This window comes from Bacillus cereus group sp. BfR-BA-01350 (assembly GCF_022663775.1).
Classification (GTDB): domain Bacteria; phylum Bacillota; class Bacilli; order Bacillales; family Bacillaceae_G; genus Bacillus_A; species Bacillus_A paranthracis.
In genome coordinates this window covers 156,554-182,061 of sequence record NZ_JAKUGD010000001.1, presented here as the reverse complement: position 1 = coordinate 182,061, position 25,508 = coordinate 156,554, and the positions used below count along the sequence as shown (strand labels likewise).

The window sequence follows — 25,508 nt, the reverse complement described above, 5'->3', positions numbered from 1 at the left end:
CTATTATATAGTTTTTTTCCAAAAAAATCTGTGAAATATTAAAAAACAAAAAAATAAGACCTCAGAGCATGAGGCCTTATATTATATGGTGCATCGCTTGCACAATATCATCAAATTGGAAGCTATCCGATCGACCTTGCTTTAAAAATGTATTTATACCTTCTACTTTATTTTTACATTCAAAAATATAAGCATTTTCTTCATTTTCTTGAATCGTTCCCAATTTGAAATACAATTCATTTTCCTTATAAATAGATAAGATTTTTCTCATTTCATTTGCAAGTTGCCAATGGTTCGCCGACACGATTTCTTCCATAATCCTACTTACTGAATCTAATACTGAAATCGCAGGATAGTGACTGAGTGTTGCAAGCTCACGTTTTAATACAATATGCCCATCTAAAATACCACGTGCTAAATCTGGTACAGGGCCATTTAAATCATCTCCATCAACGAGTACAGTATAAATACCTGTTATGGATCCTTTTTTCGTTTTTCCAGAACGCTCTAACAACTTCTTCATGTAACTTTCCATTAAGAGTGTTTTGCCACCAATCGGTAACTCTTTAACGGCAATGTCAACACTTCTACGTGCATCAGCAAAACGAGTAACAGAATCCATCATAAGTAGTACGTTGTTACCTTGATCACGGAAGTATTCGGCAATAGATGTTGCAAGCTTAGCGGCACGAAGTTGCATAAGGTGACTTTCATCTGACGTCGCTACAACAACGACGCTTTTCCTCATACCTTCCTCGCCTAATTCTTTTCGAATAAAGTCTTTTACTTCTCGGCCACGTTCTCCTACTAAACTAATAACGTTTATATCCGCTTTTGCATTTTTCGCAATCATGCCGAGTAAAGTAGATTTCCCAACACCAGACCCAGCGAAAATACCAATCTTTTGACCGATACCAATTGTTAGCATAGAATCAATGGATTTAATTCCCGTTTCAAATACTTCAGTAATCTCTTCACGTTCAAATGCATGAATCGGCGGAGCATCTAGTTTTATTTTTTGCAGCGGAATGTTTTCAGCGTTCTCATTTAACACTTCACCATTTGCACTTAACACTTTTCCGAGCAAATGATTACCACGAGGTATAACAACATCTTCTGCAATTAGTGTAACTGAATCTCCGTAACATACTTTTTCTGTCTGTTCAAACGGAAGTAACATATTGTTTTCTTTTTCAATTGCAATTACTTCACATAAGACGTTATGTTCCCCAACGAGACAAACATCACCGATTTTCGCCTTCGGTCCCTTCGCTACGAAAAACTGCTCTTGCACACTATGAACTTTACCGACTTTCGTATAAAACGGTGTTTCAATAAATGTATTCCATTTTTGGTTTTCATTCATTAATATTCGATTCATACATTTTGCTCCTCAAATAACTTCTCTTCTTCCCATTTCTGGCGAAGTTTCGCAAATATAGGTACAAATTTAAATTCAAAGAACTCTTTCTCTTCTTCCAGAACAAATTCACCAAACTGTAAGGAAAAATCATATTTCCATTCTACTAATTGTAGTAGCCAGTATTCTTTCGTATTTTCCTTCTCTTCTTGAATACGTTCAAATGTTTCTGGATGTACTGTAATGACTAGTTTTTCAAACGAAGTAGGCAATGTTTGAACAATGCCAGTTAAAATAGGTAATACATCAAGTAATCGCGAATCTACTGCTTGATTTACAATTTTTTCTGCTAGTTGAAAAGATTGATCCCATAATAATTCTGTCCATTCGTACGCTGTTTCTTGTTGCTCTTTTTGAAACTGCAAACGCTCAGACTCTATCTGTTTCATTTGCTGCTGAACATGCATTTGAAATTGTTCCTTATCTTGCAATAGCTGTTGACGCTCTCGTTCTAACACTTGCTGCTCTTGTCTTAGTTGGTGCATTTCAATATGTAACGATTCTTGCTGTGCACGAAGCTCTTCATGATCTACTTGTATTTCTTCTTCAGCGTAAACGGGTATTGGTTTTGGAAATTGTAGTTCATACGTTTCTTCAGAAAAAGAAACAGAATTCTTCGGAATTCTGTTTTTAAATAAGGACATCCTCTTCACCTCTTTGAACGATAATTCTTCCTTCTTTCTCTAGCTTTTTCACTGTACCAGTGATCGTTTGCTGTGCCTTTTCAGCATCCGTCATCTTAAGCGGTCCTAAGCCATCTAATTCTTCTAGAATCATCTCTTTACGGTTTGAAGACATACATGTAAATAATTTCTCTTTAATTTCTTCTTTTGCAATTTTAAGTGCCTTCGCAAGTACGCCGTTATCCGTAATTTCTTCTAATACACGGCGAAGCGCAAGATCTTCAAGACCGAGTAAATCTTCAAAGACAAACATATTTTCTTTAATTTTCTCAGATAACTCATAATCGATTTCATCCAGTCTTTGAAAAACAGTTTTTTCAACACCTCGTGAAACGTTATTTAAAATGTTCACTATCGTTTTCAAGCCATCTGTTTTATTAATCGCACTAAATGCCATATTATTTAATTTTGATTTTAATAACTCACCAATTTGATTAATTAATTCACCATCAACTTGCTCTAGTTTCGCAATACCCATTACCGTTTCTACTCGCTTATGATCTGGTAATCTCTCAATTAATTGAGAAGCAAGTTGCGGTTTAATATAAGAAGCGATAATCGCAATCGTTTGTGGTGATTCATCATTAAGTACTGTAAGAAGTGGTTCTAAATCTGTAAGTGAATTTAAGAATTCAAACGGATTATCTTTGTTATACCAAAGGTCTTCTAATAATTTTTCCAACTCATCTTCTGGCATATTTTTAAATATGCGACGAATATACTCTTTATCTGGAGTTACTAGATTCAATTCTTTTACATTCAGTTCATATAAGAACTCCCCTAGTACATTTTCTAACGTTTCTGGTTTATATACACGAAACTTCGCGATTTCACGAAGTAACACTTCTTTTTCCTCAGCCGTCATGTATTCAATGACTTTTGCTGCCACCTCTTCATCTAATGTACGAATGAGGATGGCAGCTTTTTCTTTGGAGGAGATTTCATCTAACATCGTTATTCCTCCCTTACTGTCCGTTTAACCATTTTTTAATTACTTTCGCAGTACCTTCTACATGTTCTTTCGTAGCGTCCTGTACTTGTTCATCTAACGTTGGTTCTTTCGCTTTTTCTGGTTCAGGTTTTGGTTCTGGCGCTATTTCTTCTTCAGGAATTTCCATAATGCTTTCACTACTTGCAGCAACTTCCTCTTCTGCTAAGTATTCTTCATATTCCTCTTCTTCTTTCTTTCTCTTACGTCTTGCTAAGAAGAACCATATTAGACCAAAGAGCGCTAATAAGCCACCTGTAATACCGCCGATTAACCACCAGTTTATACCACTTTCTTCTGGTTCTTTCTTCTTCTCTTCTTTCGGCTGATCAAACTGAACAGTTACAACGTTTACTTGACCATTTGTAAAGTTGCCATTCTGATCTGCTTGAAGTCCTGCCGCTGTTCCAATCGCCTCTTTGAAAGTTGTCATATCAATTCTTCGTTTTACTAACGTATCATTATCTACCCACACAACAACATTTGTTTTCGTTAATTCTGGATGTTTCTTAATCGTTTCAACTGTTTTATCTATTTCATAGTTTTCGATTTTGTTACCATTTTTATTATCGTAGACGATTTTACCATTTTGATTATTGTTCGTACCATAGTTTGGTACTTCGCCATTCGCTGTAATACCAGCGCCTTGCTTTGTCTCTGTTCCTTCTTGTGCAGTAGAACTTTCTTCTTGCTCTTGTTTACTACGAAGTACACCTTTATCACCATATTTTTCTGACTGACGTGTAACTTCATCATAGTTTACAGACACTTTCGTATTTACTTTATATTCATTTGGTTTAAACATCGTCATTAACGTTGCATCGATATCTTGCTTTAATTTACCTTCAATTTGGTGTTGCATCTCTACTTCTTTCTCATACGAAGAGGAACTACTAGAATGCGCTTCATCGGCTCCTTTTGAGATAACACCTTTTTTGCTATCAATAACGCTTACTTCTTCTGCTTTGACACCAGGAACTGCTGCACTAATCATTTGCTGTATACCCGCTACTTGATCAGCCGTTAATAATTGTCCACGTTTTACGCCAACCGTAATCGCCGCTGTTCCTTTTGCTTTTTCTTCATCAAAAATTGTCTCTTTTTCAGGTAATGTAATTTGAACATTTGCCGTCTCAACCGTCGCAAAGTTTCTTACAATATCTTGCTCCAACTGCTTTTTCGTACCGACAATTTGTTTCATTTTTTTATCTTGCTCACTTGAACCGAGAGAGCTTTCTAATAAAATTTCCTCACCGCTTTTAGAATTAAACGGTAAGCCCATTCCATTCATTTCTTTTCGAACCCATGGAGCATCATTCTTTTGCACACGAATCGAACCATCGGCTGCTAATTGGTAATCGACACCTAGCTTCGATAATTCTGCTGTAATCTCTTGCTTGTCTGCATCATTTAAATTTTGATATACAACAACATATTTATCTGGCAAGGTGAAGTATAAAAGTGCTCCTGTTACAATTGCTAAAAGCGCTGCACCAATAACTAACTTATGCCACGTTTTTAACGATTGGAAAACATTTTTTATCTTTTCCATTTAAACACACCCGTCCATTTTCCTAAATTTGCATATTAATTAGTGACTTATAATTTTCAATAAGATTATCACGTACGAGAGCAGCCGTTTTCATTTGAGACTCAGCTTTCTTTTGCTGAATTAAAACGTCATGTGTTTCTCCTACCCCTTTTGTTAGTAAATCATATACGGCTGTTTGCGCGTTATTTTGTGTTTGATTCATATCTTCCAATAAATCAATAAACTTTTTCCCCGAAACTACAGATGTTTGCGAGTTTTTCTGTGTACCAATTGACTGAATCGCACCAAATGGCTGTGTGTTTAACATTGGTTGGATTTTCATATTCCCATTTCCCCCTTTATCCTCGGCCGATTTCTAAATCTTTATCAAGCATTTTTTTATTTGCATTTAATACACTTGTATTTGCTTCATACATTTTTTGGGCAACCATTACATTCGTCATTTCAGCCGTCACATCAATATTCGGATAACGTACATACCCTTCTTCATTTGCATGCGGATGCGTCGGATCATACACTAAGTTTTCAGTTTTGTCTGCCTCAATACTTTTTATTTTCACACCGTTAGTAGGAGTCCCGTCTAACATACTAGCAAAACTATTATTTGATTCAAGTACTACACTACGGCGCTCATACAAATCTGCCCCCGGAGCCGCTGTTGTATTTGCATTTACAATGTTATTAGAAGTAACTTCCATCCACTTTCTCGCTGTCGTTAGCCCTGATCCACTTGCATTAATCGCCTGAAACATCGTTGTCTCTCCTTCTACTTTTAACGTCCACGTGCTGCTTGGTTAATTGCGTATTGTGTATTAATTGCGTTAATTGAAATACCATATAATTGGTTTACTTTCATTAAATCTAGCATTTCTGTCGTTACATCCACACTATTTCCATCTTTATTCGTTTGCATTGACTTCGTTTGAATCTTTGCATATGTATTTTTCGCATTTACTGTCGGTAAGTGCATTTCATTCGTTTGATATAAATCTGCATTAGTTTTTAAATCCGCAGTATTGTTCTTATATAATGCACTACTTTTATTCATTTGCTGAGCAAATGTAACGTCTTGTGCTTTATAGCCAGGTGTATTCGCATTTGCAATATTACTAGAAACAGTATTTCGTTTCGTCACTAAATAATTCATATAATGGCTTACATCAGTCACTAAATCTGGCATACTCCACACCCTTCCTTTTTAACTTATCATTTTGGAATAATAATCCACTGATGGAAGTTTCACTTCATTATTTAATTTCCTATATGTATTTATTAAAATATTAACTATTATGTACCCTTACATATTTTATTCCATTTTTACATTGTTGTCTTTAGAAAAATACAAAAATATAAAAAAGAATACAAAAAAGCTGTATACGCGTAGTAATCTATATAATATTTGAACATATTTACGACTAGCTGTAGATTATTTTTATATTATTTAGATTACTTCTATTTTTTACAGTCATAAAATGAAACCTCAATCAGCGGAACTCTTTATTTACATGAAGGAATGGATCCCCTTGTAATAAGGGGAATCCGTTTCCACACTTTATAATTAATATTTACCGTAAAATGAATTAGCTTTCATTCGCCCATCATTTGTCATAATCATTTCTTCCAAAATCTTTTGCTTATCTCGAATATGCTGTGCTGCCTTAATAATGAATGGACTTACTTCTGCCGCAACTTGTGCGCGCGTTTCTTCATCCAATGTCATCATCCAGCGATTTAACATCGCACTCTTCTCAGCAAACTCTTCATCTGACACTTGCAATTCACCGATTTCATTAAAACAGCCGACAAATGCTCGATAAATATCATTGTTCATTTTCAAGCGCTCCGCGATAACCGTCTATTAAATCTTGTAACACTTTCACAATTGCATCAATATCTTTCGCTTCACGTGTTACTTTCATCGTTTGAATTTGAATGCTAATCCAATCATACAAACCAAATAGACTATCATATAAATCTTTCGTAATCTCAGGGTTTAATTGAAGCTTTAATTCTTCAAAAATACGTTCTAACTTCTCAAGAAGCGCATCTCCCTCTTGTAGTTTAAAAGTATGTAAAAGCTCTTCTAAATTACGAAACTCTACAATGCATCTTTCATAAATAAAAATTGTATTTTTAATCGGATTACTCGTCATAATATCATTTTGCATATAACGTTGCCATGCTTGCATACGATCACTTCCTCAACTTTCATTAATCATCACTTTTTTGTTTTGTCATTGCTTTAATTGTTTTTAATTGGCTATCTAGCGCCGCTAATGTACTTTCTAGCTTTTGATACTTCTTCACAATTTCATCTTGTTTTTGCAAGTTTTGTGCTTCAATATCTTTAATCTTTTTATCTAAATCACTTACACGTGAATCAATACTTTTTACTCGTTCTCCTACTACACCTTTATCACCAAATAATTTTTCAAGTGGTTCTTCCATCATTTTTCCTATACCATTTGAACTAAAGAAGAACTGCTTCGCTGCATCCGGATTATCTTTTAACGCCTTAGTTAACTTTTCATCATCCACTTGCATCGTTCCGTCTTGTTTTAATTGAATACCATACGTGAACAAATAGTTACCGTCCTTTGAAAACGTCACAACATTATTCATCATTTGACGTACACTTTGCATAATTGCTTGTCCTTGAAAAGCACCATTTTTTCCATCGAAAATATCAACTGTACCTACAGCTTTATTGTAATCAGCAACCATTTTTTTAATTAAATTAGCTGCATCTGTTACATTTGAATCACTAACCGTAAACTTTAAATCTATACCTTTTTGGTCTGCAGCTTTTGTATCTGTACCCGTTTCACCACTAGGCTTATTATCAACTATTGGATCTGTTACTTTTAAAAGCTCAACCTTTACACCAGGAAGTGTTTCAATTGTGTTGCTTGCGCTTGTTTCTTCAATACCATTAATACTATATATTGCATCTAACGCTTTATTAATCGTGTTTAATTTCACTTCTGTTTTTGGCAAGCCTGTTTCTGTATCTTTAACTTCCACCTCTGAATAAAACAACTCTGTTAGTACGTTAGGTGGTGTCTGTTGTAAATTAATAGCATGCGCTGCCCCTTCTTTCGTAGAAGACATGAAGATTTTTTTACCAAGTGTATATGCTGATACGCCATAATCTCCATCATTAATTTTATTAATTAAATCTTTATATGTCATATCAGTTGTTACTTTAAGTTCTTTTTCACCTAGTTTTATCGTTTCATTTCTAGGAAGCTTGTCATCTAATTTAATTTCTTTAGATGCGATTTGATGACGCTGCGCAAGTTGATTAATTTTTATATTAAATGTCCCTGCAATAGCTCCACCATCTGCTTTTACGTTAATATAGCCATCTTGTGATGTCGTTACTTTTTTCTCATTCCCTTTAAAAGCCGCCAAGTTTTTAAAAGTTTGCGTGAAAGAACTAAATTCCGATTTTAAACTTGTATATAATAGCTTATCTTGAGAAAGTTGGTTTTTTTCATTTGAATACGGTGTTTTTCTCATTTCTAGTGCATTCATTTCTAATTCAACAAAGTTAGAAGTATCGATCATATTATTACCGAGGTTCCAAATCTGTTGTCTACCGCCAATACCCGTTAACGTTCCTGCCATTTTTCTCACTCCTTATCCTTTACATATAATCTAAAATACTCGTTTTACTCATCGTACTAACTGCTTTAAGCGTCGCTTCATACGTTGCATTTATGTAAGCTAACTCTGAAATGGCTGCTGCTAAATCAACATCTTCAATTTCTTTACGGTTTTCTTGAAGCGCTAAGTTTTGCTCACTTAAAATCGTCTTAAACGTATCTACAGTGTTCATTGTTGATCCTACTTCTGTTGTACGGTTAATAACACTGTCTAAGTTTTTCTTATTTTCTTCTAAAAACGGTTGTAACGCTTTTTGATCACCGCTTTGCAAAGCATCTTTCATTTTTACTAACGTTTGAATAACAGGAGTTAATAAATCTTTACCTTTACGAAATGCTTTAATTTCATAACCATCATTTAGCTTCCACATTACATCTTTTTCGCCACCTTGGTATGTCCCATCATCTGCAAACGGCGGTTTCTCTGCACTATCTCCACCAAAAAGGTAACGACCTTGTTCTTTCGTATTTGCTAAATAAACGACTTGTTTTAGAAGTTGATCCACTTCTGCTCCAATTGCTTTTAATTCTTTTTCACTATTCGTGCCATTTAACGCTTGTATCGTTAACTGATCCACCCTCGTTAAAGACTTCACAATACCTTGCAATGTATTTTCTGTTTGACTTAGCATATTTCTAGAATCCGCTATATCTTTTTGCATTTGTTCAATATTCGCCAATGAATGTTGAATCGCAAATGATTTACTTGCTGCAAGCGGATCTTCACTCATAAGAAGATTTTTCTTCCCTGAAGTTACTTGATTTCGATGATATTGCTGTTGCACATTCAAATCCATTAACTGGTTCTTTGCCCAGTTTGCATTTTGAAATGTAGATACTCTCATTTCTATCTCCTCCTTTATCTATTTCAAATTAATTTGAAGAAGAAACCAAAATTATTTCCGGCTCTCCCCTTACCTAACTTATCCCTCTACCGCCTCATATCTCTGGTCTCACACCAATAGGCCCACTGTTAGGCACTGACCGCTTCTTCACTACGCTGACACTCTCTTCAATCACAGAAGAAAAGATCTTCGCTTTGTCACTTCATTCGCGATTCATGGCTGTTCCCTCTTCTAACTTATCCGGCAACTGCCCCATAGCTCTGGTCTCACACCAATAGGTCCACTGTTAGGCACTGACCGCTTCTTCACTACGCTGGCACTCTCTTCAATCAAAAAAGAAAAGGGTTTTGTTTTTATCTCTCATTATCTAATAATCGAAAACAGACTATCAAACACTTCATTCATCGTACTAATCGCTTTCGAGTTCGCCACAAAGTATTTTTGATAGGCCATTAAATTTACCATTTCCTCTTCCATATTAACGCCTTCGATACTCATTTTTTCTTGTTGAATACCATCCAATAAATCCCCATGAATACTTTGATAAGCATTCACTGCATTTTTATCAGAAGCTATTCCAACTATGAATTGGTCTAATGCCTGTTTATAAGAAAGTCCCTCTTTATAATCTCCATCTGTAATTCCTGCCAGTTTATTTGCTGTTTCAGCAGATATTTTCATTTTCGAAACATCTTGTGCAAATTCCGGATTTAATTTCATCTCTTGCGCATAATCTCCAACGAAGAAATCTTTTCCCATCACTGTATTCACTTGTTTTTTCACTGAGCTCATTAAATCTTCAAGATTTTTCTTATAACCTGCAATCTTCGCTTTCGTATCTATTGCAGATTGAATTGCACCACTAGTTAAAGGAATTTCCGAACCATAAATTTCAACAGACATTGGTTCTTTTTCTTTATTTAATTGAATTGAATATGCATCTTGTCCATTGACTGTTAAAACACCATTCATTCTAACACTTGCGATATTAGGATTCATAGATTCATAAGATACTTCTATATTTGCATACTTAGACATCTCTGTAACGATACGATCACGTTCGTCTAAAAGTTGATTTGGTACTTGTGTACCAGCTTGCCCGATTTTTTTATTTGCTTCTGCTAAACTAGCCGCGAGACGATTAAATTCATTAACATGCGCTTCAATATCTTCGGTCGTCTGAATTTCCGCTGTAGCTAAATTTTTTGCAAGACGATTTACCTGACTTGTGAATTTCCCCGTTTCAGCAATTAATGTATCATAGTAATTTGATTGGTCCGGATTTTTTGCAACTTCACGAAAAGCATTAAAGAAACCGTCCATTAAACTAGATAACGAATTCTTTCCAGTCGTACCTACCATAGACTCTACTCTTGATAAAGTAGAATTCATATATGCATAATAAGAGAACTGTGACAATTGATCATTATATTGCTTCGTTTTCACTTCATCCGTAATACGATCAACACCTAATACTTGTACACCGTAACCAATTCTTTGTGCTGGTATATGGCCATTACTCGCTCCAGCAGAGGTAATATTCACTGCTTGACGTACATACCCAGGAGTATGAATGTTAGATAAGTTTTGCTTTGTTGTTTGTAACCCCATTTGTGCCGCTAACATACCCGATAACGGGGTATTATAATCAGATAATCTCATAATGCTTCACTTCCCCTTTACAATAGTTCGTTCATAAAGATTTGCGAATTATTGTTTCGTTCTAAGTTATATTCAGAAACAGAATCCACAATACTTTCTGTAGTTTTTAATAGTACGTTTAAATAATATTGATTTTTCAAAAGAAGCATTTTTGCATTCTCTTCTAATTCCGCTAAGTTTTTTTGTAATTTTTCCATTTTTTCAATTTCTTCATGGGAAAAACACGAAAATAATGCACTTACGCGACATACTTCTACTCCCTGCTCTTTACAAAACTGAACAACCATCTCTTCAAATGAACTTGATAATTGCTTTAAACCATCAACGTACTGCAATTGTTCTACTTGTAACTTTTGAACTGCATTTATGTTTTTATTTTTTAAATTCTCATATATTTGTTCTCCAAGCGCTTGAATGTTTTCATATGCTTTTTGAATAATAACGAGCTTTTCATATAATTGTATATACATATAGCTTCCTTCCCTTTTACAAGACTAAATTCACAATTAAACCGTGGATTTCTCCAATTTGATTTAACATTTCTAAATGTCCCGTTTTTGTATTAATTAAATTCATAACATCTTCTAACTCATTCAATCCCATTTCTGCCTGCTTCACAATCGTCATTTTCTGAGAATATCCATAACGTGGATGACGAGACATGACATCTTTATATTGCAATACATTATCAACGTAAAAATTCAAAAATGATTTTACTGTATTTTTGTATTCCATTACATTATCGAGTGTTAATTCCATTTCAATTTTCTCTTTAATTTCTCCAATGTTATCAACAAACGCTTCCATTTGTTCTAACAATTTATCTTTTTTCGGATCTGCATGCAAATTATCCGAAAATGCAAGTCCTGTTCTGACATTTGCTTCTTTCGGCATTTGAGTAGCAGGCGGTATATGCGATAAAATTGGATTATGCGAGATAGAACGTAGCATATATATCACCTATTTATTTTTTTATTTCTTCCTAAAGTTAATCGTAAAATCTAATTATTTATAATTATACTCTGAACACTAATATTTTGCAGTTATTTTTTATAGAAGATATGTTACAATTTAGCATGAGGTGGCACAATTCTATGAATATTTTTCTTTGTGGTTCAAATCAATTAACAGCATTAGATCAAGAAGAAATAAAAAAATTTTTAACTGACTATGCTCACAAACATAAAATTTACATATTATGTTATAAATCTATTGAAAATGAGGTACTTCGTTTTTTCGTCGAAAACGAAAGACTCGCTCAAAATTTATGCTTTTATACGCTTCAACCGTTACAAGCAGTAACAGATGAATTTCAAGAAATCGTTGATTATTTAAAAAAACACGGAGCCGAGTATGTTGCTTTTGATCATCCTTCCGACTCTATTTACCGATCAGATTATATATTTTTTGTTAAACAAATTATTGAAGATACCGATTTAGTTCTCTGTTTTTATAACGGAGACAAACATACATCTGTCATTCCCATTGACATTGCAAAAGAAGTAGGGATTGATGCTGTTATTTATGATTTACCAGGTTTACATGAAAAACAAATGAAAAAAAGCTTTGAACAAAAAATTCGTATGATGTAAAGGGGGCGGCACAATATCGTTATTGTGCCCATTGTAAATATGATAATTGAACAAGATTACGATCATTTTATCACGAGTTTTAAACAACAATTCAATATGGATATCGCTTCGTATAAACAAGATAGGATGCGCCGTAGAATCGATGCTTTTATTTCAAGGAAAGGCTTTGAAAACTACACTATATTTTTAAGTACTTTACGTATTGATCAAAACTTATTTTTAAGTTTTATTGACTATATCACAATTAATGTTTCAGAGTTTTTTAGAAATAAAGAACGTTGGCAAACGTTAGAATCGAAAGCACTGCCAAAATTACTCGAACAAAATAACGGAAAATTAAAAGTATGGAGTGCCGCTTGCGCCGCTGGTGAAGAACCATATACACTCTCTTTAATTTTATCGAAACATCTCTCTCCATTTCGCTATGAAATACTAGCAACAGATCTTGATTTTCATATTTTAGAGAGTGCAAAACGCGGCCAATATACGGAACGTTCTTTAAAAGAATTACCTAGCGATTTGAAAGAACGTCATTTCACAAAAGAGGATGATATATATTCATTGCATCAAAATATTAAGCAACACGTCACATTTAAACAGCATGACCTACTCATGCAATCGTTCGATACAAATTACGATTTAATTGTTTGTCGTAATGTAATGATCTATTTCACAGAAGAAGCAAGAGTCAAGCTGTATGAAAAATTTAGCCGTTCTTTACGAAAAGGCGGTGTGCTATTTGTCGGTAGCACAGAGCAAATTTTAACACCTGAACGATTCAATCTTCAGCGTTTTGATACATTCTTTTATGAAAAAATATAGAAAAAAGCAGGATTATTGCACCCTGCTTTTTTTGTATTTATTTACTAAAATCATAACAAAGAATTGCGTGATTCCGTTCATTTTTTATATAACTCGAATTAAAATAATACAAGCAACCCATATAAAGAGAAAAAGAAACGTCATAGACCATTTATGTTCTTGCACCGTTTGTTTCAATGCCTGTGATAATTGTGTCATATTCATTTCTGCAAGTGCTCTCCATACACTTGCATCCCGCTCTTTAGCTGTGCGATTCGTGACGCTAATTAAAATGGTTTCGTTAGACAATTTCGTGATATACGCAGTAATAACCGTTACCATTAAATTTATATTTCCTTCTGACGAGTCACTCTCCACGCTAGAGAGGAGTGCACTTACATCTAATAACGGAATGTGTACCTTTTTACCAAATGATAGTTGTACTTCAGCGAAATCATACGTTCCATCTAATAAAGGCAGTTCTTTTATATGCGCCTGTTTCACAAGCCCTTGTAAGCTTCTCATTACTTGTTCAAATATTTTATCTGTTTGCTTTCCTTCTCCAGATAATGTATGTAACTTTTTAAAGAGTTGTAATACTGTATCCATCTCTTTAGAAAGCATTTCCTTCATAACCTTTCCATCACCTAAACTCGCAAGTAAAATCCCTATTTCGTTATTTTTCGAAATAATTTTAGACTGTCCAGTAAACACTAGATTGCTATGCTTTCGTTCTTTCTGGATTTCATGTTCTGAAATAGCTGCAGGCTGTTTTAATGGTTGTAGCGTCTTATTTTCAATTGTCGTACGTTTAATTTCCATTTAAGCGCCTCCACTATGATGAAATTAATTAGCCCCATTCTTTATTGCTCTTTAAAACTAAAAATAGTACGAATAAACCTGACATAATAGCAAATACATTAGAAGCTTGTATTCCATGGTCACTTTTAGTTTCTTTCTTATCTTCTGGCCCTTCTTTTTTTTCTTTCTTTTTCAAAATGACTTGATTGTTATTATCTTTATCTTTTTGAGCCTTCGTATTATTTACTTCCTTGTTGTCTGTGAGAGGCTCTTTTATAACATAAGTAATTTTTTCTTTCTCTTTCAATGGTTCTTTTATAAAGTCGTTTACTTTCTCTTCTTTTTTCGGAATTTGAACAACTGGCTGTTTTTCTTCCTGAAGCGGGATTTCTACTTTCGTGTCTTCCTGCTTCTCAGTTTCTTTCTTATCTTCTAGTTTATTTTCTAATTTATCTTCGTTCTCTCGTTCTTCTGTCTTTTTATCCTCTTCTGTTTTTTGCTCCAAAACAGAAACGACATACTCACTTTCTTCAACGAGTTTATTTCCAGCCGCATCTACTACTTCTACAAGTAGTTCGTATGTCCCATTTGATAATGCATCCGTTATTTCAAATACTTTTTGCCATTCCATGTCGCGCTTATTGTAATCTAATAAAAATGTAATCTCTTTATTTTCTTTTCCTTTTAATGTAACACGAACTTCTTTCACAACCGATTCCACGTCTGCCGCCTTCACTCTTACACGTATAGAATCGCCTCGTTTTCGTTCGATTACATTCTCCTTCGCCTCGTCAATAGTGACTTTATGCAACTTCGGCATCTCTTTATCTATTGTTGGCGCTTCATTATTTATACGAATAAGTGGGACTTTCACTTCATTTTCTATAAGCTCTTCTTTCTCATTTTCTTTAAAACTTTGAATAAGCTGAAGGTTCCAATCACCTTGCAAATCAAAAATCCCGACCTTATAGTTAGCAATCCATCGCTTCGTCTCTTCTTCATAGTCAAAATGTATCATTCTTTCTTGCTCATACAGATTACTTTTTTTGGGCAAACACAACATACCTTTTATACTTTGAATATTTGTCTCTTTTGGCTCTACAATAATCCGCACTTCTTCGCCAACTTTTAATTCTCGCTTATTTATTGTAATAATCCCTTGATCCGTCTCTATCTTTTTTTCGGTTTCTTGCTCATTCTTTACTTCTTGTTGTTCCTCTTTATCTTGCTTTATTTCCACTTGTTCGGGCTGTTCTTGAACTTCCTTGTTCTCTTCTTGTACATTCACTTCATTTATATTTTGTTCTGGCACATTTTGCTCTTCCGCCTGACTTTGCAGTGGGAAGAGCAAGCACACATGTATGCATAGCCAGCAAATTAGAAAAAACTTTACGCTTTTCATCTACTATTTCAACGCCTTATAGTGATTTCGTCACTTTTACTCCGAAAAATCCATCTACATTTACAAGTTCACCATACGCCACCAATACATCATTTACATAAATTCGAATTGGTTCATCGATATCTTCATCTAATACAACGGCTTCATTTTCTTGTAAACTTAATATATCTTGAATCGTTTTCACTGTACTTCCAAATACAAATTTCACATTCATTTCTACATTTTGTAGAATCGATGTATCCATATACACTGGCTCAATTTGTTTTACTTCTTTAAATTCAATAGGTTGTACAACAGGTTCTACAACCTCTTCTTCCATTTCTTCCTCAGCAATCTCTTCTTCCGCTTCCACCATTGGGTATAGAAGTCGTCTTACCATTTCTTTCGCTTCTGAAATCGGTAAGATTTGATACATTTTCGATTGAAGCAAGTCGCCAATTTCAAGGTTGAACGTAATTTGAACGAGTTCATCCACTTCCATTGACTCTCCCAAATATTCCATTTCTTCTTTTAACGTGACAAATTTGACGTCTGGCGGCGTCATGTCCATCTTCTCTTTAAACATTTCTGACATCGCTGTTGCCGCATGCCCCATCATTTGGTTCATGATTTCTTTAATACCGCTCAGCTCTAATTCACTAAGCTCTTTCTCTGGATCGATTTCCCCTGTTCCCATCATCATTAAATCTACCATTGTCAAAGCAACATCTTTCGTAAATACGAATACGTTCTCATTCTTTAAACCTTCAACAAAATCGACATTTAAAATAACAAAGGGCACCGGTACGCCGTCATAATGACGCACATTAATCGCTTCTACATTTGGTGTACTAATCGTAACCGGCTGATTTAAAAGCGTTGATAATACCGTTGAAGCTGAACCGATTGAAATGTTGGCAATTTCCCCAAGTACATCTTTCTCCTCTTGCGTTAACTGCTCTTTTTCAACATGTTCTTCTACAATCTCAGCTTCCACTACTTCTGCCGGCTCGTCTTGCTCTTCTACGCCACCAGATAATTGTAGTAATTTATTTATCATTTGTTTCGCATGTTCAACTGAAACAATTTGCACGAGTTTTGAGTTTACAAGATTATCTATTTTAAGGTCAAACGACACTTTCACAATTGTGTTATTTCCAGTTATTCCAGAGATTTTCTCCATCTCTTCTAATAACTTTACAACTTTAATTGTCGGCGGAGACATGTCTACTGTATCTTGGAAGAATTCCGACATGGACGTCGCTGCGAACCCCATCATTTGGTTCATCGCTTCTTGTACAGCACTTAACTCTAATTCGCCAAGTTCTTTCCCCTCTTCCACTTCCCCTGTTCCCATCATCATTAAATCAGCAATAGATAAAGCAACATCTTGCTGAAGGACAAGTAGATTTTCCATATCTAATCCTTTTGTAAAATGAATGTTTAATACAACATGAGGAACCTCAACATCACTTGTATCGTATAAATCTACTAACTCTACATGAGGAGCAGTTATACTTACTTGCCTATTTAAAATTGTTGATAATACTGTCGAAGCAGAGCCAAATGATATATTTGCAATTTCGCCAAGAATATCACATTCTTGAGGCGTTAAAAGCTCCTTTTCTTTTTCTAGCACAATTGTGCTCGTATCCCCTTTTGTGTGTTGCTCAGGCATTTTCCCTGCCTCCTCATTTTTGTTTTTCTATTAAATGAATACACTCATTACATTTTAACAAATTTATTACGTAAATCGTGAACATGTATTTATTTCCTGTTATATATATTAGTATGTAATTAACCAAAAAGCTCCCCAATTGTATACAAGTGGGGGGCTTTCCTTCATTCCTATTATAAACCTTCTGGGTTTAAAATGAGGACCACTCGTCCATCGCCGAGAATCGTCGCGCCAGAGAAATAGTTCGAACTTTCTGCAAAGAAATCGCCTAATGACTTTAAGACAATTTCTCTTTGGCCGATAATTGTGTTTACAATAAGTCCATAGCTACGATGTGTATTACGAACAATTAACACAGGAACCATTTGACTTTCATATGATTCAAATGCCTCATCTACTGTTTTTTCACCAAATACAGTACTTAAATGTTTCACTTCAATAATTTGATCACGATAGTTTAACACATCTTTTCCTTGTATGGATTGGATGTCTTCTCTCTTAATTCGAATTGCTTCAACAATATTACCAAGAGGTAAAGCATAACGTTTATCATTCGTTTGAACAAGCATAGATTGAATAATGGACAACGTTAATGGAAGTTCAATTCTAAATGTACTTCCCTTTCCTTCTTCTGAATCAATAATTAAATGTCCACCTAAACTATGGATTGTATGTTTTACAACATCTAATCCAACCCCGCGCCCTGAAAGATCCGATACTACTTCTGCTGTACTAAATCCTGGTTGGAAAATGAGATCAAACACTTCACGATCCGTTAATTTATTTGCCTCAGATTCTGTTACAACACCATTTTTAATCGCTTTTTCTAATACTTTCCCTTTATGAATTCCATTTCCATCATCCGTAATTTGAATTACGACATGATTTCCACTATGGAACGCTTCTAATTTAATTGTACCCGTCTCATTTTTCCCTGCATCACGACGTTTTTCAACAGTCTCAATACCATGATCAATTGCATTACGAATTAAATGAACGAGTGGATCACCGATTTCATCAATAACAATTTTATCAACTTCTGTATCTTCACCCGTAATTTGTAAATCGATTTTCTTCCCTAAATCTTTCGCTAACATACGCACCATACGCGGGAAACGATTAAAGACTGTTTCAATCGGCACCATACGCATGTTTAGAAGTACATTTTGAATATCTTTTGAAATATCGCCTAATCGATTTAAATGCTCAATTAATTCTTTGTTTTGAATTGCTTGTGCCAATTCATCTATGCGACCACGCTCAATTACACTCTCTTCAAACATATTCATTAATCGTTCAATTTTCTCTAGCTGCACACGAATGGAACGATTCTCACCTTTAGCATTTTTCGTTTTTGCAGTGCTTTTAGTTGGCGTAGCACTTGCAGGTTGCTTCGCTGTCTCAATAGGTGCTTCCACCTGCGCAACTACAGACGGCTGTATCATTTCTTCTACTCGCGTAGTTTCTTGCGTAGCAACCATCGAATCTACTTCCTGTAATGATTCTCCTTGTTTCACTACTACTTTCTCAATTTCAGAAACGTGAAGCACTACCTGTTTCACTTCTTCTTCACTACGATCCGTATTCATAAATACTGTAAACTCAAAACCGAAAGCATCCGCTTCGATTTCTTCAATACTAGGAACCGTTTTTTGTATATCGCCTATATTTTGCAGTGCTTCAATACACATAATGGCACGTACTGCTTTTAAAATAGCTTGCTGTTCAACGGTTATATGCACTTCATGCGAAACTGCATCATCATTGTTTATAGACTCTTGCTCTACATGTTCCATAGAAGTTTCTACATTTCCGTTCAATAACGCTTCTAATTTTTGCTTCGTTGCGACTACATCAATATTACCCATTCCGCCTTGCTGCACATCTGCAACCATTTTCTCTAAATTATCAATGCATTCAAAAATGACATCAATAATATCCGCATGTACTACTATATTCCCATGACGAATTTCATCTAAAACGTTTTCCATTTTATGCGTTAAATCCGCCATTTCCGTAAATTCCATACTCGCAGACATACCTTTGAACGTATGAGCTGAGCGGAATATTTCTCCCACTACATCCATATCTGTAGGATTCTGCTCTAAAATTAGCACATTTTCATTTAGCGACTGTAAATGTTCTTCCGACTCTTCAAAAAATATATTTAATAGATCTGTTTGCATTTTCATCCCCTACCTGTCTAACAAACATTTCATTTATGTATAACAATTTAGTGTTTTAAAATAAGAAAAAAGGGGCCACACATCTATCCGTTATCACTGTTTTGATTCCTTGTGGCACCCCTTTTATATTAGCTATTTGCTACTTTTGTTAAAGCTTCGATTACGCGATCTGCTTGGAATGGCTTTACAATAAAGTCTTTTGCCCCGCCCTTAATTGCATCTAATACCATACCTTGTTGTCCCATTGCTGAACAAATAACAACCTTTGCACTTGAATCAATTTTCATAATTTCTTTTAATGCTTCAAGTCCGTCCATTTCTGGCATAGTAATATCTAATGTTACAATATCAGGTTGAAGTTCTTTATATTTTTGAATTGCCTCCACTCCATTTTCCGCTTCTCCGATTACTTCAAATTCAGAATTACTCTTTAATAAGTTTTTAATCATTGTTCGCATGAACATCGCATCATCTACAACTAAAATTTTATGTGCCATTCTTTTTGATTCTCTCCTTCTATGTATAAATATATCTTAATATTTCACCTTATCATTCTCACTCATTATACAAAATAAAACGAGAAAATTTAATATTTTTTTAAAAGAATTTCTTCATTTTAGTATTTTATTACTAAAATACTAAAATACTATTCTTTAATGTAAATGACAACGCGACGGTTTTTCTCCCAATTTTGCGGTGAATCATTCGGTACAACTGGCTTTGTGTCTGCATATCCTACCGCAGCTAACCTTTTATCCTCCACATTATACACTTCAATTAAATGGTGGATCATATTAGCTGCTCGTGCTGAAGATAATTCCCAATTAGAAGGGAACTTTTCATTATGGATCGGTCTACTGTCTGTATGTCCTTCTACAACAATGGGATTTGGTACCGATTGGAAAAACCCAACTAATTGACTTATTATCTCTTTCGCTTCTGGTTTAACGTTCGCGTCACCCGTATCAAATATTAAATTATCTACTATAACAACGCTTACTCCCGTATCCTCTCGATATACATTCACTTGACTAATACCGTTATTATCTACATATGCTTTTAACTTCTTATATAATTCATCCATTCTTTTTTTCGAAATCATTTTTTCATCATTTTTTTCATGCGAAATATCTGGTATAGTATTTTCCATTACTTTTGCATCAACTTGCTCCGTATCACTAAACTTTTCAAGCATCTTTGACAATTTTACTGCATCCTGCTTTGAAGTAGCAACTAGTAACACAAAGAAAGTTAATAATAACATCGTTAAATCTGTAAAAGTCGTCATCCAACGAGGCGATCCCTTTTGCGGTCGTTTTATCATCACCATACCACTCCTTGCAATATTAGGCTGCTCGTTTTACTTTTTTTATCTTTGTTTCGTATACATACGTATCAAGTTTTAACTTTAATTTAGACGGAATTTGTCCACGATACAATTCTGAAATTGCTTCAATAACAAACTTCTTCTCTGTATATAAATCCTCAATCCCTCTATACACTTTTTCAGCAAGTGGGATTGCAATCATATTTGCAAGTACGGATCCATACAATGTCGTTAACATCGCAACTGCCATCCCGGTACCAATTTGCGATGTGTCTTGCAAGTTTTGAAGCATAATGATAAGACCAATTAAAGTCCCTATCATACCCCAAGCAGGAGCGAAATCACCAATTTTATCTAATAACGCCGCTCCTTTTCTTAACTCATACACTTCCGTTTCAACATCTTTCATTAACACTTCTTTTAATTCATCTTCATCGTAACCACTTAACATTAATCGAATTCCTTTTTGAATAAAAGGATTGTCCACCTGCTCTCCATCAACTTCTAAAGAAAGCAGGCCGTGTTTTTTAGATTTTTTCGAAAAATCAACAAACAAATCCGTTAACTGTTCTAAATCTTCTTCTCTTCTATGTAAAACAGTAAAAATACTTTTCGTATATTTTTTTATTTCTCCAAATCGATATGCCACAACAATTGTCGCTGTAGTTCCCCCTATGACAATTAAAATAGATGAAACATCTAAAAAGTTTTTAAAACCTTTTATTCCGCCTCCGCCAAGCATAATTGCCGCTATCACTATGGCAAAACCTACTATAATGCCAAATGGGCTAGAAATGTCAAACTTCCTTTTTCTTCTTTCTGGTCTAGCAAATCCTTGATTTTCGTCTCCCATATTCCTGCCCTTTCCTTTTCATTTTTATAAAACATTTTTTTATTTTAATAATACGTTTTCACATATAATGTTTATTATACGCTTATCATCTATTTATCGCAATATACTCATAAAATTGACACATTTCATTTCCATATTAGAATTATGGTATAGAAGTATGAGGAGGATCACGATGGAACATAACATTTTACAAGTCATTGCACTAGCAGAAAAACTAAAATATGAAATGCGACATAGCTGGCTTTCTAACGGACGTCAAGAAAGTGTTGCTGAACATACGTGGCGCATGTCTCTAATGGCCATTTTAGTTGAACCTTATTTAGATCAAAAAGTAAATATTGAAAAATTACTTAAAATGGTTATTATTCACGATCTAGTCGAAGCAGAAGCTGGTGATATTCCTGCTTTTGATACAATGAATAGTCATGAATTACAATTACAAAAACAAATAAATGAACAAGAAGCAATTTCAAATATTAAACGAACATTAAAAGGTTCTCTCGGCGAGGAATTATATGATTTATGGATGGAGTTTGAAGCGAAAGAAACGTACGAAGCAAAAGTTGCTAACGCACTTGATAAGCTTGAGGTAAAAATTCAGCATAACGAAGCTGATATTGATACGTGGCTGCCAATTGAGCATAAAATGACATTCCAAGTAGCAAAGCATACAAACTTTGATTCTTTCCTATCTAAATTACAAAAAATCATTGAGCAAGATGGTGAAAAAAAATTATTAGCTGCCGGCATTGACGTTGAAGCCTGCAAGCAATAATGAAATAAGACACTCAGTACGAGTGTCTTATTTCATTATTGTTGATACAGCCTGCTTGTAAATAAGTTGTTGTTTTCCATCAACTAACATTAAAACGGTAAATTTGTCTATTGCAACAACTTCTCCTACTATTCTAACGCCACTCTTTAAAAAAATTGTAACAATACCTTTTTCTTCTTTTATTTGTTTATATAGCTCTTCTTGTAAATGTTCCAAATATATCTCTCTCCTCTTTGTTGAATATCTTAATATAAAAAACTACAAATTATTTATTTATGTACTTTATCTTTCACATTCATAAACTTATTAATAAGTATATCTAAATCTCGGCTAAATAACAAAACTTTATCATGATCCAATCCATGTCTCGCAACAAGTTGAATTAGCTCTTTCTTTTTGTTTTCTATTTTATTTTTTAATTGTCCCATCTCCATCTCTTCACTAAAACTCCCTTTTCCCATAATATTACTTGTAAAATTATAGTACAAATTCTCTCATAAAAAAATATAAAAATGGTTTTTTTTACAATTTATATATTTTTTTATGAACAAATCGCAAAATATATAACGATTCATCCCTATATCCGTAGCTCTATATACAATTAGAATGACCATACAGGCGTTTGTCTAATTACAAAAGAGACTGGCTCCTTTTCTATACAAAAAACATACTGTATATAGTAGTCCATGAATTATATAGATTAACTTACTCAAAAGGAGGAACACATATGAGTTATGGTGGAAGTTGCGCTGGTTTCGGCGGTGGATTTGCTTTGCTTATCGTACTATTCATCCTTCTAATCATCATCGGATGTAGCTGTTGGGGTGGCGGCGGATACGGATACTAATATATATCCTATCCTTAACAAATGAACGAAAAACTATAAGAAAACAGCTCATATTTGAGCTGTTTTTTCATACTTTCGTATGAAGTGATGTCCCTCCTTTTTCTGATTTCAACTCATAAAAAAACGTTTACTATGAAATAAGAAATATTTTTACTTAGGAGGATTACAATGATTAAAGGTCTTTACGAAGCACATTTACCCGTCCGTAGCTTAGAAGTGTCTATACCTTTTTACGAATCGCTAGGACTAAAATTATATAAAAGAGGAGACGATATTGCTTTCTTTTGGATTAAAGAAAATGAAAGTTGGCTCGGTCTTTGGAAAGGTACAGAATACAAAGTGAATTATCATCCCTCTTTACGACACATCGCCTTTCAAGTAAGCTTACATGATTTAGAACATGCGATACATTGGCTAAACCAAAAAGGCATTTCAGCACGAAAAGACTTTGGAATGGAGCCAATTGAACCGATTGTTTTTCCAAAATTAGCACATGCCGCCGTATACTTTAACGATCCTGACGGAAATAGTTTAGAATTGATTGCACAATTACCTGTTGGACTTCCTACAGAGGAGAAAGTGTATTTAAGTGAGTGGAAAAAACAAGTTCAAGCATCATCATTACATAAGGATTAATCTTTTATGTCAGTTTCTTATTCCACGCTTCTTAAAACAAATAAAAACTTCAACAAACTATTTTACGGACAAACATTAAGTGTACTTGGAGATTGGTTTCATACAGTAGCTTTATTAACATTCGTCTATAGCATAACAGAATCTCCGTTTATGATTGCACTTACTTTTATAAGTAAAGGTTTACCACAACTACTTCTTAGCCCTTTCATAGGCGGAGTGGTAGATCGTTTTTCTAAAAAGAATATTATGATTTTCACCGATATTACACGGGGAATTCTAGTCCTTACATACATACTCGCAAGCTATAAAATTGAAATTATTTTCATTGCTAATATATGTTTATCTGTACTTTCTTGCTTATTTGAGCCAGCTAAACAAGCAACCTTAAAAAACATCGTACACGAAAATCATTTCGTAACTGCTAACTCTCTTTCTAGTACAATGAATGGTTTTATGTCTATTATGGGTGCTTCTTTAGGCGGTATAATTGCACAATCTTTACATATTGAGTTCGCTTTTTTAGTAAATAGCCTATCATACTTTATTTCAGCCTATTTTATTTATAGTATGTGTATCCCTTCTCATAATACTTGTAACAAGAAAAAAGCATTTTTGACTGATATAAAAGATGGTTATACATATATATCGCAAACAAAAATCATTTTAACATTAATTGTTGTCGGCATTTCATGGGGGCTTATTGGCGGCGCTTATCAGCTACTTCTAACAATCTATGCCGAAAAAATTTTCCACACGAACATTGGGATTTTATATACGGTTCAAGGAGCTGGGCTTATGATAGGAAGCTTTCTCGTTAATCTTTATATATCCCATAATAAAGAAAAAATGAAAAAAGCATTTGGCTGGGCCTACTTCCTACAAGGCATTTTCTTTCTTGGATTCATTCTATCCGATCAACTTATTTTCGGTATCATTACATTACTATGTATGCGCATAGCAGGAGGAATCATCGTTCCACTTGATACGACATTACTTCAAACTTACACGCGGGAAAATATGATTGGTAAAGTTTTCTCCTTTCATTACTCTATTTATGGCTCACTTATACAGTTATCTATGCTCATCACAGGATGGTTATTAGAAATCCTTTCTCCTCAAATGATTGGTAGTTTATTAGCTACATGCTGTATATTTGTAAGTTTTATATGGCTTTATCTGTTTTATCGCGGGAAACTTAATGAAGAATCTACTATTACTTAATAGCATGTTTATGTACATGCTATTTTTATTTATGTCGAAATATAAAGGAAAAAGACGATTTATTTTCCTTACGTTCTAATTTTTTAGAATGTACAATAAATTTAGATTATAAGAAAGGAGATGTCGTAATGTTTGACGATAGACTTACTATTTCAGCTGAGCAACAGAAGCTCATTTCTAATGCGACTCGTATTCAAATTCTTCACCTTTTAAAAGACGAAGCACTCACCGCAAAGCAAGTAGCTACTAAACTAAATAAATCTGCTGGTAGCGTACATTATCACGTTCAAATTCTATATGATGGAGGGTTACTTGAATTAGTAGACACGAAAGAAAAACGAGGAATTATTGAAAAATATTACAAGGCAAAATCCGCTCATTTCTATATTGAAGAAAGCGGCACAGAAGGAACGAATACAGGCAGTCATATTGTATCTCATTTATTTTTAACTCCAGAGGAATTACAACAGCTTACTTGGGAAGTTACACAAGTTTTATTACGCTGGGAAAACAAAACCGCTCGTCAATCAAACTCTGAAGAGGAATACTCTATTTCCTGCAGGATTAAAAAACAATAAAAGAAAGGTCTAGC

The 25,508-nt window shown here is 34.3% G+C and carries 30 protein-coding genes; 7 read left to right on the top strand and 23 right to left on the bottom strand.

The window, feature by feature from the left end; genetic code table 11:
* Positions 1 to 76 precede the first annotated feature (76 nt).
* The 14 genes from fliI to MR147_RS00890 all read right to left on the bottom strand — a co-directional run bounded on the left by fliI (position 77) and on the right by MR147_RS00890 (position 11,769).
* The gene (gene fliI, locus MR147_RS00955) at positions 77 to 1,381 is read right to left on the bottom strand and encodes a flagellar protein export ATPase FliI (protein WP_074610730.1); all 1,305 of its coding nucleotides are present in this window, start codon (positions 1,379 to 1,381) and stop codon (positions 77 to 79) included.
* The gene (locus MR147_RS00950; RefSeq protein WP_074610731.1) at positions 1,378 to 2,064 is read right to left on the bottom strand and encodes a FliH/SctL family protein; all 687 of its coding nucleotides are present in this window, start codon (positions 2,062 to 2,064) and stop codon (positions 1,378 to 1,380) included. Before MR147_RS00950 ends, fliI begins: the two co-directional genes overlap by 4 nt.
* Positions 2,051 to 3,055 (bottom strand): flagellar motor switch protein FliG, encoded by a 1,005-nt coding sequence (fliG, locus tag MR147_RS00945; RefSeq protein ID WP_074610733.1) that lies wholly within the window; start codon positions 3,053 to 3,055, stop codon positions 2,051 to 2,053. The genes MR147_RS00950 and fliG overlap by 14 nt, the downstream gene beginning before the upstream one ends.
* A 13-nt stretch (positions 3,056 to 3,068) precedes the next feature.
* On the bottom strand, positions 3,069 to 4,643 hold the full coding sequence (locus MR147_RS00940) for a flagellar M-ring protein FliF C-terminal domain-containing protein (RefSeq protein WP_074610735.1): 1,575 nt from the start codon (positions 4,641 to 4,643) through the stop codon (positions 3,069 to 3,071).
* 22 nt (positions 4,644 to 4,665) lie between these two features.
* Entirely contained in the window at positions 4,666 to 4,965 is a 300-nt protein-coding gene (gene fliE / locus MR147_RS00935) for a flagellar hook-basal body complex protein FliE (RefSeq protein WP_074610737.1), read from the bottom strand.
* A gap of 16 nt (positions 4,966 to 4,981) precedes the next feature.
* Positions 4,982 to 5,395: a flagellar basal body rod protein FlgC gene (gene flgC, locus MR147_RS00930; RefSeq protein ID WP_062922185.1), complete on the bottom strand. Its 414-nt coding sequence runs from the start codon at positions 5,393 to 5,395 to the stop codon at positions 4,982 to 4,984.
* A 20-nt stretch (positions 5,396 to 5,415) separates the two neighbouring features.
* Entirely contained in the window at positions 5,416 to 5,823 is a 408-nt protein-coding gene (gene flgB / locus MR147_RS00925) for a flagellar basal body rod protein FlgB (RefSeq protein ID WP_074610739.1), read from the bottom strand.
* A gap of 378 nt (positions 5,824 to 6,201) precedes the next feature.
* Positions 6,202 to 6,474: a hypothetical protein gene (locus tag MR147_RS00920; protein ID WP_001058066.1), complete on the bottom strand. Its 273-nt coding sequence runs from the start codon at positions 6,472 to 6,474 to the stop codon at positions 6,202 to 6,204.
* Entirely contained in the window at positions 6,464 to 6,832 is a 369-nt protein-coding gene (locus tag MR147_RS00915; protein WP_074610741.1) for a flagellar export chaperone FliS, read from the bottom strand. Before MR147_RS00915 ends, MR147_RS00920 begins: the two co-directional genes overlap by 11 nt.
* 22 nt (positions 6,833 to 6,854) lie before the next feature.
* On the bottom strand, positions 6,855 to 8,273 hold the full coding sequence (locus MR147_RS00910; protein WP_074610742.1) for a flagellar hook-associated protein 2: 1,419 nt from the start codon (positions 8,271 to 8,273) through the stop codon (positions 6,855 to 6,857).
* 19 nt (positions 8,274 to 8,292) lie between these two features.
* Positions 8,293 to 9,156, bottom strand: a complete 864-nt coding sequence (locus MR147_RS00905) for a flagellar hook-associated protein 3 (RefSeq protein ID WP_074610744.1) — start codon at positions 9,154 to 9,156, stop codon at positions 8,293 to 8,295.
* A gap of 363 nt (positions 9,157 to 9,519) precedes the next feature.
* On the bottom strand, positions 9,520 to 10,818 hold the full coding sequence (flgK, locus tag MR147_RS00900) for a flagellar hook-associated protein FlgK (RefSeq protein ID WP_242303558.1): 1,299 nt from the start codon (positions 10,816 to 10,818) through the stop codon (positions 9,520 to 9,522).
* Between the two features lie 17 nt (positions 10,819 to 10,835).
* Positions 10,836 to 11,288 (bottom strand): hypothetical protein, encoded by a 453-nt coding sequence (locus MR147_RS00895; protein WP_242303557.1) that lies wholly within the window; start codon positions 11,286 to 11,288, stop codon positions 10,836 to 10,838.
* Between the two features lie 16 nt (positions 11,289 to 11,304).
* Complete coding sequence (locus tag MR147_RS00890; protein WP_000946323.1) at positions 11,305 to 11,769, bottom strand: YaaR family protein; 465 nt, start codon at positions 11,767 to 11,769, stop codon at positions 11,305 to 11,307.
* Between the two features lie 143 nt (positions 11,770 to 11,912).
* Between MR147_RS00890 and MR147_RS00885 the strand changes: the two genes are divergently transcribed.
* Positions 11,913 to 12,410 (top strand): flagellar motor switch protein FliG, encoded by a 498-nt coding sequence (locus MR147_RS00885; RefSeq protein ID WP_074610148.1) that lies wholly within the window; start codon positions 11,913 to 11,915, stop codon positions 12,408 to 12,410.
* Positions 12,411 to 12,449: 39 nt separating this feature from the next.
* A complete protein-coding gene (locus MR147_RS00880; protein WP_139302896.1) occupies positions 12,450 to 13,232 on the top strand; it encodes a CheR family methyltransferase in 783 nt (260 codons plus the stop codon).
* An 84-nt stretch (positions 13,233 to 13,316) separates the two neighbouring features.
* Here the strand turns inward: MR147_RS00880 and MR147_RS00875 are convergent, their stop codons facing one another.
* The 7 genes from MR147_RS00875 to MR147_RS00845 form a co-directional block, all read right to left on the bottom strand.
* Positions 13,317 to 14,033 (bottom strand): hypothetical protein, encoded by a 717-nt coding sequence (locus MR147_RS00875; protein ID WP_074610144.1) that lies wholly within the window; start codon positions 14,031 to 14,033, stop codon positions 13,317 to 13,319.
* Positions 14,034 to 14,061: 28 nt separating this feature from the next.
* A complete protein-coding gene (locus MR147_RS00870; RefSeq protein ID WP_074610142.1) occupies positions 14,062 to 15,414 on the bottom strand; it encodes an Ig-like domain-containing protein in 1,353 nt (450 codons plus the stop codon).
* Positions 15,415 to 15,430: 16 nt separating this feature from the next.
* Positions 15,431 to 17,071, bottom strand: a complete 1,641-nt coding sequence (locus MR147_RS00865) for a flagellar motor switch protein (protein WP_074610140.1) — start codon at positions 17,069 to 17,071, stop codon at positions 15,431 to 15,433.
* Positions 17,072 to 17,244: 173 nt separating this feature from the next.
* Positions 17,245 to 19,257, bottom strand: coding sequence for a chemotaxis protein CheA (locus tag MR147_RS00860; RefSeq protein ID WP_242303556.1), 2,013 nt, complete (start codon positions 19,255 to 19,257; stop codon positions 17,245 to 17,247).
* Positions 19,258 to 19,385: 128 nt separating this feature from the next.
* Positions 19,386 to 19,754: a response regulator gene (locus tag MR147_RS00855; protein WP_000940577.1), complete on the bottom strand. Its 369-nt coding sequence runs from the start codon at positions 19,752 to 19,754 to the stop codon at positions 19,386 to 19,388.
* A 149-nt stretch (positions 19,755 to 19,903) separates the two neighbouring features.
* Entirely contained in the window at positions 19,904 to 20,581 is a 678-nt protein-coding gene (locus MR147_RS00850) for an OmpA family protein (protein ID WP_074610136.1), read from the bottom strand.
* Positions 20,582 to 20,603: 22 nt separating this feature from the next.
* Positions 20,604 to 21,437, bottom strand: coding sequence for a flagellar motor protein MotP (locus tag MR147_RS00845; protein WP_074610134.1), 834 nt, complete (start codon positions 21,435 to 21,437; stop codon positions 20,604 to 20,606).
* 172 nt (positions 21,438 to 21,609) lie between these two features.
* On the opposite strand from MR147_RS00845, the gene MR147_RS00840 reads away from it, so the two are divergent.
* Positions 21,610 to 22,212, top strand: coding sequence for an HD domain-containing protein (locus MR147_RS00840; protein ID WP_000400760.1), 603 nt, complete (start codon positions 21,610 to 21,612; stop codon positions 22,210 to 22,212).
* A gap of 27 nt (positions 22,213 to 22,239) precedes the next feature.
* On the opposite strand, the gene hfq is transcribed toward MR147_RS00840, so the two are convergent.
* Both hfq and MR147_RS00830 read right to left on the bottom strand, forming a co-directional pair.
* The gene (hfq, locus tag MR147_RS00835; protein WP_000400661.1) at positions 22,240 to 22,428 is read right to left on the bottom strand and encodes an RNA chaperone Hfq; all 189 of its coding nucleotides are present in this window, start codon (positions 22,426 to 22,428) and stop codon (positions 22,240 to 22,242) included.
* A gap of 53 nt (positions 22,429 to 22,481) precedes the next feature.
* On the bottom strand, positions 22,482 to 22,700 hold the full coding sequence (locus MR147_RS00830) for an aspartyl-phosphate phosphatase Spo0E family protein (protein WP_002080856.1): 219 nt from the start codon (positions 22,698 to 22,700) through the stop codon (positions 22,482 to 22,484).
* A 239-nt stretch (positions 22,701 to 22,939) separates the two neighbouring features.
* Between MR147_RS00830 and MR147_RS00825 the strand changes: the two genes are divergently transcribed.
* From MR147_RS00825 to MR147_RS00810, 4 genes are all read left to right on the top strand, one after another.
* Positions 22,940 to 23,059 carry a YjcZ family sporulation protein gene (locus MR147_RS00825; protein ID WP_000120179.1) on the top strand — a complete coding sequence of 40 codons (120 nt, stop codon included), beginning with the start codon at positions 22,940 to 22,942 and terminating at the stop codon, positions 23,057 to 23,059.
* Positions 23,060 to 23,227: 168 nt separating this feature from the next.
* Complete coding sequence (locus MR147_RS00820; protein ID WP_074610133.1) at positions 23,228 to 23,695, top strand: VOC family protein; 468 nt, start codon at positions 23,228 to 23,230, stop codon at positions 23,693 to 23,695.
* Between the two features lie 6 nt (positions 23,696 to 23,701).
* Complete coding sequence (locus tag MR147_RS00815; protein ID WP_074610131.1) at positions 23,702 to 24,916, top strand: MFS transporter; 1,215 nt, start codon at positions 23,702 to 23,704, stop codon at positions 24,914 to 24,916.
* 128 nt (positions 24,917 to 25,044) lie between these two features.
* Complete coding sequence (locus tag MR147_RS00810; protein ID WP_046955174.1) at positions 25,045 to 25,494, top strand: ArsR/SmtB family transcription factor; 450 nt, start codon at positions 25,045 to 25,047, stop codon at positions 25,492 to 25,494.
* The last annotated feature ends 14 nt before the right edge of the window (positions 25,495 to 25,508 follow it).